The organism is Stenotrophomonas sp. 89682_Sma, assembly GCF_056481405.1.
Window position 1 is genome coordinate 3,351,631 of the sequence record NZ_CM151147.1, and the last position, 13,531, is coordinate 3,365,161.

The following is a 13,531-nucleotide window of genomic DNA, read 5'->3' on the forward strand; positions in this document are numbered from 1 at the left end:
CTTTCCAGATTTCTACAATTGCGCTTCTGCGCTTTCGTGTTTCCACGGCTTGGATGGAATACGCATCCACGCTTGCGAGGGGAACCACAAAGCCACGATTCCACGCTGGAACAGGAGCACCCCGATGAACGCTCCCCTGGTCACCGAGGAGCAGCGCGCCAGCGCTGCTGGTGAACGGGCGGCTTGCCGCCGCCGACGAGCCCAACGACCCGTTGCCGGTCGTGCGGCTGTTCACTCCCGACGCGCACGCCACCTGGCTGCTGACCTCGCTCGATCCCGTCGATGGCGACACGGCCTACGGCCTGATCGACCTGGGAATCAGCATGCCCGAGCTGGGCCGCGTGAAGCTGTCCGACCTCGCTTCCATCGTCGGCCCGAACAAACAGCCCGTGATGCGGGATTTGTATTTCCAGGCGATGCGCCCGCTGTCGGAATATCTACGACTGGCCCAGGAAAACGGTTCAATCGTCGATTGAATCGCCCGCGTCTCAGTTCAGCCGAGCGAACGCATTAAGACTATTCCGGCCTTGTTTCAGACCTGCTTAGTCTGAATCTGCACTCATGCACCGAAACAGTGCTCGCGTGCGTAAAACAGCCACGATCTTTTGCGGGCGTTACGGCACGGTATTTCGTGCCGCATGACATTTTGGAGTCGGGCGGCCGTCGCATTCGGACGAATTTCGCAACACGCCGGAGCCCATCGGTCTTGACACCAGCAGTTACAGCTTAACCGGATTTCTACGTTGATTTGATGCTCCCGCATGTCTGACGCCGTGGCGACGTTCCTGCTATCCGACAGGAGCTTCGTCATGGTCAGCCCTCACCATTTCGCGCACTGGTATCCCACCGCCGCCTATCTCTACGTTCTCTGGCTCGATGCGTTCGCATTGGCCTGGGAGTACCTGCGCCGTCATCCTGACTACCGGCTCGACTGGCTACACCGTCATCGCCGGTCGCACGCGGCACAGCACGCGGCGCATCGCTGGGGCTTGCGCCTGCTGGAAGACCCGGCCCTGGATGCGCGCGACGCGCATCCGGCCTGGCTCCCCGGCCATGCCGGCGTGATCCAGCTCTATCCCGATGCCGATCCACCGCCCGACGCTGCTGCATTCGACTTCTGGCACATCCCAGGCCACAAGCAACTGCTCCATGACGGCAAGCGGCTGGCGCTGATCGCGCACAGCCCCGGCCATTGCCAGCGCTACGCGCTGGCGCCCGGCCTGGAAGACGGCATGGCGGTGGCCTATGCCCATCGCGGCGGCGCTGCCGCGCATGGCCGCGGCCATGCGCTCGGTGCGGCCCAGGCTCAGGCCAATACCAAGCCCAGGCCGTCGCCTGCTGCGCTGCTGGAGCTGCACACCCTGCAGGCGCTCGACGCGACCCTGGCGGGCGCGTCCTTGCGCGAGGTCGCCGAAGGACTGTTCGGGGCCGATGCAGTGACTGCTGACTGGCATGCCGATGGCGACTTGCGAGCCCGCGTGCGCCGCCTAGTGCGGCGCGGCGATGCGTTGATGCGCGGCGGCTATCGCCGCCTAGCACAACTGCCGTCGCCTGAGAAGGGACGTTTTGAAGGGGACGCAAAACGTCCCTGAGCAGGACAGCTTCGTTTTCTGAGACTGCCTCCATCCGGTTGCGCTGTGTGGCCGGAGCCCTGCAACCGATGGAGGTTCACACCATGCGTCCTGCTCCCTTGCGGCCTGCCGCCGCACCCGCAACCACCTCGACCGCTGCCGCGCAACCGCAGCGTTATCTCACCAACGACGAGGCCGCCGACTACCTGCGGCTGTCGCCGCGCACGCTGGAAAAGCAGCGCGTGCTCGGCGGTGGCCCGCGTTTTCGTAAGTTCGGCCGGCGTGTCATGTACGCCGTGGCCGACCTCGATGCCTGGGCCGCCGACCGCAGCTTCGAGACGACTTCCGACCCCGAATACGCCGAGCAGCACTCGGCGGACAGCCGTGCGCGCTGATCGCTGGCGCGCGGGTGGCCTTCGCCATGTCCAGCCCTGCGCTGCCGTCCCGGCAGCGGCCCGTGCCGGAGCGCGAACAGCTCGACCTGTTCCGCGCCCTGCCGGGCGACATGGCGCCGCGCGACAGCCAGGACTTGATGGCCTTTCCGTTCTTCTCGCTGGCGAAGTCGCGGCGCACAGCGCCGATCGACTTCCGCGCCGGCAGCATCACGATCCGCGTGGAGGGCACGCAGGAGCATGGCATCGCCACGATCTGGGATGCGGACGTGCTCATTTGGGCCGCCTCGCAGATCGTGGAAGCACGCGATGCAGGCTTGCGCCCGTCGCGGCTGATGCAGGCCACGCCCTACGAGATCCTGCGCTTCATCGGACGCGGTACGTCGCTGCGCGACTACCAGCGCCTCAAGGCGGCCTTGGATCGCCTGCAATCCACGACGGTGGCCACGTCCATCCGCGAAACGACCGGCCGACGGCTGCATCGGTTTTCGTGGATCAACGAGTGGAAGGAGTTGGCCGATGCCAAAGGCACGCCCTTGGGGCTGGAGCTGATCCTGCCGGACTGGTTCTATGCGGGCGTCATGGACGCCGCCCTGGTGCTGACCATCGACCCGGCGTATTTCCGGCTCACCGGGGGCATCGAGCGCTGGCTGTACCGGCTGGTGCGCAAGCACGGCGGACGGCAGCCTGGTGGATGGCAATTCGACTTCCGGCACCTGCACCGCAAGTCCGGCAGTGCCACGCGCTTCTCGGACTTCGCCTACGACCTGCGCGCGCTGGTCGGGCGGCAGTCGCTACCCGGCTACGTCCTGAGCATCGAGCGGATGCCGGACAACGGCACCGAGCTGCTGACCTTCCGGCCCGTGCCGTTCGCGGCACGGGGATAAACGGTGCGAAGCCTGTGGACGGGCTCGTGCTATTAGGAGTACGGGGTATCGTGCTATCGGGAGTACGACTCTCGTGCTATCAGGAGTACGGATCGGCCGCAAAGCCAATAACGGCGCGGGTTTTCGGCCCCTCTAACTTCCCTAACTTAAATCAACTAACTGATAGTAGAAGCGCCGCGCCACGGTGGACAACCACCGCGCGGCCAGAAAAGCAGCAGCAACAGCCGGGCTTTCCAACGTGGAGGGCCAGGCCATGATCGTTGCGCTGCTCAACCAGAAAGGCGGCGTGGGCAAGACCACGCTCGCCACCCACATCGCCGGCGAGCTGGCAATGCGCGGGCAGTCGGTCATCCTGCTGGATGCCGACCCGCAAGGCTCCGCGCTGGACTGGACGCAGCGCCGCAGCCAGCAAGGCTTGCCACGGCTGTTCAGCGCCGTGGGCCTTGCACGCGAAACGCTGCATCAGGAAGCGCCAGAACTCGCCAGGCGGGCCGATCACGTCGTCATCGACGGGCCGCCGCGCATCGCCGCATTGGCGCGCTCCGCGCTGCTGGCGGCCGAGCGTGTGCTGATTCCCGTGCAGCCCAGCCCCTACGACCTGTGGGCTTCTGCCGAGATGGTGACACTGATCCGCGAGGCGCACGTGTTCCGGCCTGCGCTGCGCGCGGCCTTCGTCATCAACCGGCGCGTGAGCACCACCGTGATCGGACGCGAAGCACGCGGCGCGCTGGCCGAGCAGCCGCTTCCTGCGCTGCGCGCGGAAGTGCATCAGTGCATCGTGTTCGCCGACAGCGTGGCCGCTGGCCGGCTTACCCGCGAAACGGCGCCCGACAGCGCCGCCGCGCGCGAAATCACCGCGCTGGTCGATGAACTGCTGCGGTGGCCGTCATGAGCAGTCCCGCTGGCAAGCGCACGGGCAAGCGCATCGGCATCGGCGCGCGTCCACCCGCGAATCCGCACGCCGAGGCATGGATTCGCCAGGGCGATGCCGATGCGCTGGGCAAGGGCGACCTTTACACGGCACGCCTGACCCTCGACATCACACCCGCCATGCGGGCGCGCATCAAGGTATCGGCCTTCACGCAGGGCGTGACCGTGGCTGATCTTCTGCGCGGCCTGTTGGAGAGGGAGTTCCCAGAACACCGCAGGGAGAACACACCATGACCGCATCCGCTTTGCCTGCCGCTGGTGCGGCCACGGCTGCACCGTCCTCGTCCATCCCAGCACACGCGGCGCGGCCTACCTCAACACCACTGACGCGCGTTTCGCTGGCCTTCCTGGAGCACCGTTTCAAGCTCTATCTGCGCTTTGGCGAACCGGCGCGCACGCAGCGGCTCGACCGCTGGCGCAGTCTCGCCGTGTTCATGCCCAGCGCCGTGTTCTGCCGCATTCGCTGGCAGGCCAACGACTACGGCACCGTCCGCTGGCAGCTCATGGTGATGCAGGCTTGCACGCCGCTGGACGCTGCGCAGCGCATCCCCGGCGTGCAGCCGGGCGCGCGCTTACTGTTGCACGCCGAAGGTGAGCAAACGGTGCGCGCCGTGCTGGAGTGCATCGACGCCATCGAGGCGCTGGGCATCGCGCCTGCTGGCGCTTCGCCCGCGTACTGGCGCACGCTGGGCAACCGGCTCGCTGCGCGCTTGCCGCTGCCTGACTACAGCGCCGAGCGGCACGCCGCCTGGCTGACCGGGAGGGCGCTGCCATGACGCTCCCATCCGCCGTTGCCGGTGCAACCGGCATCCCGCCGCGTCCTCGCTCGCGCCTGCGCGCTCGCTTCGTGCTGACGGGCCTGTCCGCCTGCGGCCTCGCTGCGCTGGCCTGGGCGTCCTTCGTGCATCCGCTGCCGCGCCTGACCTACAACCCGTCCGACAGCGTGGCGGTTGGCTGGTATCGCGTCGATCCGCTCGACCATCGCGCCAGCTCGTCGCCACGTCTGCTACCGCCGTCATTGCACGTGGGCAGCATCGTGCTAGTGCCGCTGCCTGCCGAGGCTGCCGCGCTCGCTGCGCAGCGCGGCTACCTGCCGACGCGCATCCCGCTGCTCAAGCGCGTGGGCGCGGTCGCACCGCAGGAGGTGTGCATCACAGGAGGCAGCGTTCGCATCGACGGCGTGCCTTCGGCCGCCGTGCTGCCTGCCGATCGCTGGGGCCGGCCGCTGCCATCCTGGCTGCAGTGCCGCCGCCTTCGGCCTGGCGAGCTGTTTCTGCTCAGCGTCACCAATCCAGCGTCGTTCGACAGCCGGTATTTCGGGCCGGTCAGCGCAGCCGCCGTGATCGGCGTTGCGCGCCCGGTCTGGCTGGAGAAGCGCCCATGATGGCCGCCGACTCGCTGCGCATCATCGTGCTATCGGGCGTGTCGTTCCGGCTGCTGTTGCCATGTCGTCACGCATGCAGTGCGGGCGCATCCGCGCCGCACTTCGCGCTGCCTCCGGCGCAGCCGTCCAACGTGCAGGCGTCTTGCCTTGAACACGGCTGGCCTTCGGCCCTCGCCGTGTTCGCCGGTGCGCTGGCTGCTGGTGCAGCCTTGCCACCGGGCCGCAATTGCCGGGAGCGGATGCGGGAGGCAAATGCGGAAGGCAAGACAAAAGGACGCGGCACCGGGCCGCGTCGAAAGCCAGTCTGCACGTGGGGGTGGCGCGGCACGCGGCGGCTTCGCCGCCGTGCCGCTGGGGGCGCGAGGCCCGCGCCGATGCGGCCATGTCCGCGTGCTTCGCACGACCGGACACGCTGGAGCATTCAGGGAGAGAAGCCATGAGCAACCGGCGCGATGACGATTTCCGCATCCGTCCCAGTGCCACGAAGAACCGGGGCCAGGGCTTCATCGCCAAGGTGCTCAAGCAGGCCGGCAAGGCCAGCAGCGGCAAGTCCTCGGTGCGTCGCCCTGCAACGGCTGGCGGCGGTAAGACCACCGGCCAGCGGCCCGGCTCGCGCCTGGGGCGCGGGCATACGGCGGCGCGCTTCGCGGGCGCGAAGCTCACGCCCATGTCGCGGCGCGTAACCATCAAGACCTTGCTGGTCAACCAGCAGCGGGCCAGCCCGCAGTCGCTCGCCAAGCACCTGCGGTACGTCGAGCGTGACGGCGTGGGCCGCGACGGCGAGCCCGGCCGAGCCTATGGGCCGCAGACCGACGCCGCCGACCTCGACGCCTTCAAGGAACGCTGCGCCGATGACCGGCACCACTTCCGCTTCATCGTCTCGCCCGAGGATGGCGCCGAGCTGGAAGACCTGCGCACCTACACGCGGCACCTCATGGGTCGCATGGAAGCCGACCTGGGCACGCGGCTGGAATGGGTGGCGGTCGATCACTGGAACACCGACAACCCGCACACCCACCTGATCGTGCGCGGGCGCGACGACACGGGCAAAGACCTCATCATCGCGGGCGACTACATCGCCGATGGCTTCCGGCATCGCGCTGCCGAGCTGGCGACCGAATGGCTGGGGCCGCGCACCGAGCTGGAGATCCAGCAGACCTTGCAGCGCGAGGTGGAGCAGGAACGCTGGACAAGCCTGGATCGCACTCTGAAGCGCGAGCTTGGCGACGACGGCCAAGTGCAGATTGAACGCTTCAACGAACCGCGGCTGCAACGCCAGCGCCTGCTGCTGATCGGCCGCCTGCAGCGTTTACAGCGCCTGGGCCTGGTCGATGAAGTGCAGCCCGGCACCTGGGCCGTCCATGCCGATGCGGAGAAGACCTTGCGCGCCCTGGGCGAGCGCGGCGACATCATCCGTACCATGCAGCGGGCCATGAGCGGCCAGCCGCGCGAGCTGGCTGTTTTCGAGCCGGGCGATGATGGCCGCACTGTCGTCGGGCGTGTCGCCGCCAAGGGACTGTCCGACGAGCTGCACGACCGGGGCTATCTGGTCATCGATGGCGTGGACGGCAAGGCCCACTACGTCGCACTGAATGCCCGCGACGAGCTGGCGAACTATCCGGCCGGCGCCGTGGTGGAGGTGAAGGGATCGGCCGACGTGCGCGCCGCCGACAGGAACGTCGCCGCCTTGGCGAGCGGTGGCCTGTACCGCACCGACCATCACCTTGCCATCGCCCAGGGCCAGGCCGTGCCTGGCCGCGATCCGCAAGAGGTGGTGGCAACCCACGTTCGCCGGCTGGAAGCCCTGCGCCGCGCCGGCATCGTGGAACGAGTGGCCGAGGGTCTATGGAAGGTGCCAGACGACCTGCCCGAACGTGGTCGCCAGTACGACGCGCAGCGTTTGGGCGGCGTCGCTGTGGAGCTGAAATCGCACTTGCCCATCGAGCGGCAGGCCCGCGTGATCGGGGCCACCTGGCTCGACCAGCAACTGATCGGCGGCGGCTCGGGCCTGGGCGACCTGGGCTTTGGCAGCGAGGCCAAGCAGGCGATGCAGCAGCGCGCCGACTTCCTGACCGAACAGGGACTGGCCGAGCGGCGCGGGCAGCGTGTGATCCTCGCCCGGAATCTGCTGGGCACGCTGCGCAACCGGGAGGTGGCGCAGGCTGCCAAGGACATTGCTGCCGACACCGGCCTGGAGCATCGCCCGGCGGCGGACGGCCAGCGCGTGGCGGGCATCTATCGCCGCAGCGTCATGCTTGCCAGTGGCCGCTACGCAATGCTGGATGACGGCATGGGATTCAGCCTGGTGCCATGGAGGCCGGTGATCGAGCAGCGGCTGGGGCAGCAGCTTGCGGCGACGGTGCGCGGTAGCGGGGTGTCATGGGAAATCGGGCGGCAGCGGGGGCCAGCAATCTAGTGTTGTGAGTTAGGGACGCTCTTCACGAATCAAACTTCAGTGCCTACATGCCTTGGGCTCTCGACAAGCCAAGGGCCACATGGACGCAAGGTGACGGCAGGCCTTGGAGCAACCCAGCGTGGGGATGGCCTGCGATGTTCATACAGGCAGGCGCATCGGGATTTTGAGATAGCGCATCCCGTTGGATTCGGCTTCGGGCCACCGGCCCGCGCGGATGTTGACCTGAATTGAAGGCAGCAGCAGCGCGGGCGCTGCCAGCGTCGCGTCACGGCATTGGCGCATGGCCACGAACTCATTCACGCTCACACCGTCGTGAACGTGCACGTTACGTGCGCGCTCCTCGGCGACCGTGCTTTCCCAGGCGTAGCTGTCGCGCCCGGGTGCCTTGTAATCGTGGCACATGAACAGACGGGTCTCGGGGGGCAGTGCGAGCAGTTTCTGGATGGATTGGTACAGGGTGCGGGCACTTCCGCCCGGGAAATCGGCGCGCGCAGTGCCGTAGTCCGGCATGAACAAGGTGTCGCCCACGAACACGGCATCGCCCACGCGGTAGGACAGACAGGCAGGCGTGTGGCCTGGGGTGTGCAGCACGTCCACCGTCAAATCGCCGATGCTCAAGGTCTCGCCATCGCGTAGCAGGCGATCGAACTCTCCTCCGTCGCCGGACACGTCGTCCAAGTTGAACACTGGCCGGAAGATGGCTTGCACGTCGCGGATGTGCTCCCCGATGGCCACCCGTGCGCCTGTGCGCGCCTTGAGGTACGGGGCCGCGCTCAGATGATCCGCATGGGCATGGGTCTCCAGGATCCACGCCACCTCCAGCGCCTGGCCCGCTGCCGCGGCCAGCACTTGGTCAGCCGATGTGGTGGACACCTTGCCGCTGCGGTGGTCATAGTCGAGCACCGGGTCGATCACGGCGGCTTGCCGCGTCGCGGGGTCGGACACCAGATAGGTCACGGTGTTCGTGGCTTCGTCGAAAAACGCCTGGATCTGCGCAGCGGATTGCATGGGAAGTGTCCTGCCTTGGAGGGGATGCCTTGACTTTATATTAGAAAATGCTAAATTAGTAAACATTGAAATAAACGTTGCCATGAAGCTCAACAAGAAGGATCGATCTTTCATGCAGGACGGCGCGGCCAACGCCGCGGCCATGCTGCGTGCGGTCGGCAATGAACATCGCTTGCTCATCCTGTGCCTGCTGATCGAGCACGGGGAGATGACCGTCGGCGCCCTGCTTGAGGACGTGGCATTGAGCCAGTCCGCCTTGTCCCAGCACCTGGCCAGGATGCGCGAGGACGGCCTGGTGGCCTATAGGCGCGAGTCGCAGACCCTGCACTACCGGATTGAAAACCCGGACGTGGCCAAGCTCATCGCCACGCTCAAGACCCTTTTCTGCCCTTGATCCATCAACGGAGGCCATCCCCATGCCCCTGAAACCCATCTCGCCCCAAGACGCCCGCGAACTCCTGAGCCGGGGCGCCGTCCTGGTGGACATCCGCGCGGCGGACGAACATGCCCGCGAGCGCATCGCGCAGGCGCGCCATGTGCCCATGGATCGCCTGCAAGCCGGCAGCCTGCCGCTGGCCGGCGCTTCGGCTGTCATCTTCCATTGCCGTTCGGGCCACCGGACGCAGGTCAATGCGTCGGCGCTGAAGGCATGCGCCGCCTGCGACGCCTACGCCCTCGAAGGCGGGCTGGACGCCTGGAAAAAGGCGGGGCTGCCCATCGTGGCCGATGTATCGCAGCCGCTGGAACTGCAGCGGCAGGTACAGATTGCCGCAGGGTCTTTGATTGTGCTGGGTGCGGTACTCGGCGTCACGGTATCGCCTTGGTTCCATGCGCTCTCGGGCTTCGTGGGGGCGGGGCTCGTTTTCGCTGGCGCCTCGGGGTTTTGTGGGCTGGCGCGTGTGCTGACGCGCATGCCCTGGAACCGCAACGCGCTGGCCGGATGAGCGAAGTCGCCAACGCCCAGCGCTGCCCAAGTTCACTTTTGTTGGATTAATTCAGGAGAAACCATGAAACTCAATGTCGGCGGTATCGACCGCATTCTTCGCATCGTCGTCGGGCTCGTGCTCATCGCACTGGCCGCCACAGGCGCAGTGGGCTGGTGGGGCTGGCTGGGCATTATTCCGCTCCTGACGGGGGTGGTGCGCTTTTGCCCGCTGTATTCGCTGGTCGGGCTCAATACCTGTCCACTGAAGACCGGCAAATAGGCGTCGGGTCACAGTCAGGGCAGCAATTTTCTGCAACGGTGGACAGAATAGTGTTGTGAGCGCGTCCCGCAGCAGGGGCTTTCGATAGGTTGGTGAAGTCTCTTTAGGCAGAGATTCCCCTGACTACTTGAGTCAAAAGCTTGGCCAAAGGTTGGCGCGCCAGAATGTTCTATTTTTCTGATCCAGGGTTACTTTGATCCTGAGAAATAGATGCGCATCTTGATCGTTGAAGACTCCGAAACGCTGTCTGAGGCCTTGAATCGCAGTCTCAAGACCGAGGGCTACGCTTGCGATATTGCAGCGGACGGCCAGGCTGCGCTGCAATTTCTCCAAAGCTACCGCTACGACGCGATCATTCTGGATTTGATGCTGCCTCGTGTGGACGGCTTCGGAGTATTGCGGGCGTTGGGCGGCGATGCCGGAACGGCCCCTGTGCTGGTGCTTTCGGCGCGGGAACAACTCGATGACCGGGTGCGCGCGCTGGATGCGGGCGCGGATGACTACCTGACCAAGCCCTTTGAACTGGCGGAACTGCTGGCCCGGCTGCGCGCCCTGGTACGGCGCCCGGCGCAGCGCGATACGCCCGTTTTGCGCCATGGCGAACTGACCGTCGATCCGCGCTCGCGCACGGCGCGCTGGCGCGGCGATGACCTGAAGCTCACGCCCAAGGAATACGGATGCCTGGAGTTGTTGCTGCGCCGGCAGGGCGCGGTGCTGTCACGCGCACAAATTTTTGAGCACCTGTACGACAGCAGCAGCGATGCATCGGACAAAGTGGTGGAGGTCATCGTCAGTACCTTGCGCACCAAGCTTGCACAGTGCGGCCTGGATGAGTTGATCGTGACCCGGCGGGGTTTTGGGTACGTGCTGGCGTGAGCCGTGAGGACATGCGCATGAAGCCGTTTCTCGCTCCATCCAAAGATACGGCCTGGTCACTGCATCGGCGTCTGGCTGTGGGCCTGGTCTTGTGCATAGGCGGCACCTTCGCCGCCGTATTCCCGGTGTTGGATCGCCTGATCGACCGGGCGATCTACCAGCAAATGGATCTCACGCTTTCGCAGCGTGCCGCTGCCGTCGGGCGCGTACTGCAAGAACCTGATCCGCAGCAGCTCGAACGCCTGATGCCCGAATACGAGCCGGGCGGGCACACCGAGTTCTTCACCGTCTTCAACGAAGACAACGGCCAGGCCGTGTTGCGCTCGCCCAGCAGCGCGGGTGCCACACTTCCAGTGGGACTGGCGGCGCAAGGCACGCCGCGCTATTACGACGTGACGCTGCCCGACGGTCACGCAGGCCGTGCGCTCGCCACCCATGTGGCATTGCATGGCAGCCAGAACCGGCTATTGGTGGTGGCAACGGAGCGCGAGGGGTGGGATCAGACCGAGCGGCGCGTCCACTTTGCGTTGCTCATCGGCATCGCTTTGGCAACCTTGCTGGCAACCGGATCGGCGCTGCTCCTGGTACAGCGCGTCATCGTGGTGTTGCGCCGCACGGGTGCCGCGGCGGCGCGCCTGAATGCAGACCAGCCCATGCAACCGCTGGGCGGCGACTTGCCGCGTGAACTCAAGCCCTTTGCCGATGCCTTCAACCTGGGCCTGCACCACCTGTACACCGCCATCGAACGTGAGCGCCAATTCTCGCGCGACGTGGCGCACGAACTGCGCACCCCTCTGGCGGAAATCCGCACCAGCGCCGAAAGCGCACTGATCGCGGGCGACCCCACCCAGGCCCAGCACAGCCTGGGCGCCGCTGTGAGCGCTACCGCACGCATGCAACGCAGCGTGGACACCTTGCTGCTGCTGGCCCGGCTCGAATCCGGACAACACACACAGGCGCCCGATCCGCTCGATATGGCAGGGTTGGTGCGCGAACTGCTGGCCGCGTTGGCGGGAATACAGGCGCGCCGCGGGCTGACCATGCAGACCGATCTGCCGCCATCGGCCTGGGTGCAGGGCGATCTGGGCGTGATCGAACGAATCCTCTCCAACTTGCTGCGCAACGCCATGGAGTACGCACCCGATGGCGATGCGATCACCTGCCGCCTGGAGCGAGGCGATGCGGGCTGGCTTCTTTCCATCGGCAATGCCGCGCCCGATCTTCATGAAGACGACCTCGAACACCTCGGCCACCGCTTCTGGCGCAAGCAATCCGAAGGCGGCACCGCACACCATGCAGGGCTGGGATTGGCCCTAGCGTTCGCCCTGGCGCGAGCCATCGATCTGCCGCTGCGCTTCAGCCTGCAGGATGGCAGGTTGACCGCATGGCTGGGCCCCTGGGCCGCGCTGGTGTAAACCTACGGCGCCGCGCCAAAAATCGCGCCGACACCCGCCGTCATGGCCATGGCCAAGGTGCCCCACAGCGTTACCCGGGACGCGCTTTTGACTACGGAAGCGCCGCCTATCCTCGCGGCCAAGACGCCCAGCAGCGCCAGAAAGAATATGGCGGTGACGACCGTCCATGAGAGCAAGGATGGCCTCGGTGCCAGCATCACGACACCGAGTGGCAGAACCGCGCCGACGGCAAAGCTGGCGGCGGAGGCGAGCGCTGCCTGCAGTGGCTTGGCGCTGAGCGCTTCCGAGATACCCAGCTCATCGCGGGCATGTGCCCCCAGCGCATCGTGGGCCATCAATTGCGATGCGACGGTACTGGCCAGGGAGGGCTCGATCCCACGCCGGGTGTAAATGGCCGTCAGTTCCCGATGTTCGGCCTCGGGGTCTTCCGTCAGCTCACGATGTTCCCGCGCCAGGTCGGCCTTCTCCGTGTCTGCCTGAGAAAAGACCGACACGTATTCTCCGGCCGCCATGGACATGGCGCCGGCGACCAGCCCGGCCACCGCGGTTGTCATGATGCTGGCGTGACTGGCCTGCGCCGCTGCGACGCCTACCACCAGGCTAGCAGTGGAAATGATCCCATCGTTGGCGCCCAGGACGGCGGCGCGCAGCCAGCCGATGTGTTCCGTGCGGTGGCGTTCGCGGTGCATGAACTTCATGGGAATCCTCTGTTTCTCGGGTTTCTTATTGGGAGCCGTGCCCCGGCAGCATGCGCACAAACGTGTTGTCGTGGATGACGTAGTGGTGCAGCAGCGCCGCCGCCGCATGCAATCCAATCAACGCATAGCCCGCCGTGGCCAGTGTTTCGTGCAGATCCTTCAAGGGATGCGCAAGCGCTTCGTTCGTGCCCGTCAGCAGGGGCAGCGCAAAGCCGAACAGGTTGACCGGCTTGCCTGCCGTGCTCAATGCCAGCCAACCCAGCAGCGGCGCGGCAATCATCAGTGCATACAGCGCGACGTGCATGAGCCGCGCCAGCAAGGCCGGCCACCGGGGCATGGGCGGCTCGATGGGCGGCGCGGCGCCTGCCACCCAGCGCACGCACAGCCTCACCACCACCAACGCCAGGACGGACAGGCCCAGCACGAAATGGAGGGATTTCATATTCGCGCGCAATTCGCTGCCCTTGGGCGCGAAGCCGCGCAGTTCCATGCAGGCATAAACCGCAGCGAGAAGCACCAGCATCAGCCAGTGCAAGGCTATGACAGAAGTGCCATAGCGGTTTCTAGAGTTCTTGAGTATCAATTCACTTTCTCCGACACATTGATTCGATCGACACACGCGAAGCAATGCTGAGGACGCCGCACCTTGTGTGCGTATTGCACGTGTTCTCGCGTCACTCTGGCAGCTCAAGCTTTGGGCAAGCTTTGAGCGAATAAATAAATTTCAATCAAAGCTTGCCCAAAGCTTG

The 13,531-nt window shown here is 65.9% G+C and carries 17 protein-coding genes; 14 read left to right on the top strand and 3 right to left on the bottom strand.

Going from position 1 to position 13,531, the window contains the following annotated elements; translation table 11 throughout:
• The first annotated feature begins 170 nt into the window (after positions 1–170).
• From ACZK29_RS15610 to ACZK29_RS15650, 9 genes are all read left to right on the top strand, one after another.
• Complete coding sequence (locus ACZK29_RS15610) at positions 171–476, top strand: DUF2958 domain-containing protein (RefSeq protein WP_478446220.1); 306 nt, start codon at positions 171–173, stop codon at positions 474–476.
• Positions 477–809: 333 nt separating this feature from the next.
• Positions 810–1,592: a DUF2285 domain-containing protein gene (locus tag ACZK29_RS15615; protein ID WP_104656804.1), complete on the top strand. Its 783-nt coding sequence runs from the start codon at positions 810–812 to the stop codon at positions 1,590–1,592.
• An 83-nt stretch (positions 1,593–1,675) separates the two neighbouring features.
• Complete coding sequence (locus tag ACZK29_RS15620) at positions 1,676–1,966, top strand: helix-turn-helix transcriptional regulator (protein ID WP_104656914.1); 291 nt, start codon at positions 1,676–1,678, stop codon at positions 1,964–1,966.
• A gap of 14 nt (positions 1,967–1,980) precedes the next feature.
• Complete coding sequence (locus ACZK29_RS15625) at positions 1,981–2,850, top strand: replication initiator protein A (protein WP_425602037.1); 870 nt, start codon at positions 1,981–1,983, stop codon at positions 2,848–2,850.
• 253 nt (positions 2,851–3,103) lie between these two features.
• A complete protein-coding gene (gene parA / locus ACZK29_RS15630) occupies positions 3,104–3,742 on the top strand; it encodes a ParA family partition ATPase (RefSeq protein WP_478446221.1) in 639 nt (212 codons plus the stop codon).
• The gene (locus tag ACZK29_RS15635) at positions 3,739–4,014 is read left to right on the top strand and encodes a chromosome partitioning protein ParB (protein WP_104656801.1); all 276 of its coding nucleotides are present in this window, start codon (positions 3,739–3,741) and stop codon (positions 4,012–4,014) included. The genes parA and ACZK29_RS15635 overlap by 4 nt, the downstream gene beginning before the upstream one ends.
• On the top strand, positions 4,011–4,556 hold the full coding sequence (locus tag ACZK29_RS15640) for a DUF2840 domain-containing protein (protein ID WP_104656800.1): 546 nt from the start codon (positions 4,011–4,013) through the stop codon (positions 4,554–4,556). Before ACZK29_RS15635 ends, ACZK29_RS15640 begins: the two co-directional genes overlap by 4 nt.
• Entirely contained in the window at positions 4,553–5,164 is a 612-nt protein-coding gene (locus tag ACZK29_RS15645; RefSeq protein ID WP_104656799.1) for a S26 family signal peptidase, read from the top strand. The genes ACZK29_RS15640 and ACZK29_RS15645 overlap by 4 nt, the downstream gene beginning before the upstream one ends.
• Positions 5,165–5,600: 436 nt before the next feature.
• Positions 5,601–7,580: a relaxase/mobilization nuclease domain-containing protein gene (locus ACZK29_RS15650; RefSeq protein ID WP_104656797.1), complete on the top strand. Its 1,980-nt coding sequence runs from the start codon at positions 5,601–5,603 to the stop codon at positions 7,578–7,580.
• A gap of 138 nt (positions 7,581–7,718) precedes the next feature.
• On the opposite strand, the gene ACZK29_RS15655 is transcribed toward ACZK29_RS15650, so the two are convergent.
• Positions 7,719–8,588 (bottom strand): MBL fold metallo-hydrolase, encoded by an 870-nt coding sequence (locus ACZK29_RS15655; RefSeq protein WP_104656796.1) that lies wholly within the window; start codon positions 8,586–8,588, stop codon positions 7,719–7,721.
• A gap of 82 nt (positions 8,589–8,670) precedes the next feature.
• Here ACZK29_RS15655 and ACZK29_RS15660 point away from each other — a divergent pair, with 82 nt between their 5' ends.
• The 5 genes from ACZK29_RS15660 to ACZK29_RS15680 all read left to right on the top strand — a co-directional run bounded on the left by ACZK29_RS15660 (position 8,671) and on the right by ACZK29_RS15680 (position 12,084).
• Positions 8,671–8,982 carry an ArsR/SmtB family transcription factor gene (locus ACZK29_RS15660; protein WP_104656795.1) on the top strand — a complete coding sequence of 104 codons (312 nt, stop codon included), beginning with the start codon at positions 8,671–8,673 and terminating at the stop codon, positions 8,980–8,982.
• Positions 8,983–9,004: 22 nt separating this feature from the next.
• Positions 9,005–9,532 (top strand): rhodanese family protein, encoded by a 528-nt coding sequence (locus ACZK29_RS15665; protein ID WP_104656794.1) that lies wholly within the window; start codon positions 9,005–9,007, stop codon positions 9,530–9,532.
• Between the two features lie 63 nt (positions 9,533–9,595).
• Positions 9,596–9,793, top strand: a complete 198-nt coding sequence (locus ACZK29_RS15670) for a YgaP family membrane protein (RefSeq protein ID WP_104656793.1) — start codon at positions 9,596–9,598, stop codon at positions 9,791–9,793.
• Positions 9,794–10,003: 210 nt separating this feature from the next.
• Positions 10,004–10,669, top strand: coding sequence for a response regulator transcription factor (locus ACZK29_RS15675; RefSeq protein WP_104656792.1), 666 nt, complete (start codon positions 10,004–10,006; stop codon positions 10,667–10,669).
• Positions 10,670–10,686: 17 nt separating this feature from the next.
• Complete coding sequence (locus ACZK29_RS15680; RefSeq protein WP_104656912.1) at positions 10,687–12,084, top strand: sensor histidine kinase; 1,398 nt, start codon at positions 10,687–10,689, stop codon at positions 12,082–12,084.
• A gap of 2 nt (positions 12,085–12,086) precedes the next feature.
• Here the strand turns inward: ACZK29_RS15680 and ACZK29_RS15685 are convergent, their stop codons facing one another.
• On the bottom strand, positions 12,087–12,782 hold the full coding sequence (locus ACZK29_RS15685; protein WP_104656791.1) for a VIT1/CCC1 transporter family protein: 696 nt from the start codon (positions 12,780–12,782) through the stop codon (positions 12,087–12,089).
• Positions 12,783–12,807: 25 nt separating this feature from the next.
• The gene (locus tag ACZK29_RS15690; RefSeq protein WP_478446222.1) at positions 12,808–13,305 is read right to left on the bottom strand and encodes a cytochrome b; all 498 of its coding nucleotides are present in this window, start codon (positions 13,303–13,305) and stop codon (positions 12,808–12,810) included.
• Between the last annotated feature and the right edge of the window lie 226 nt (positions 13,306–13,531).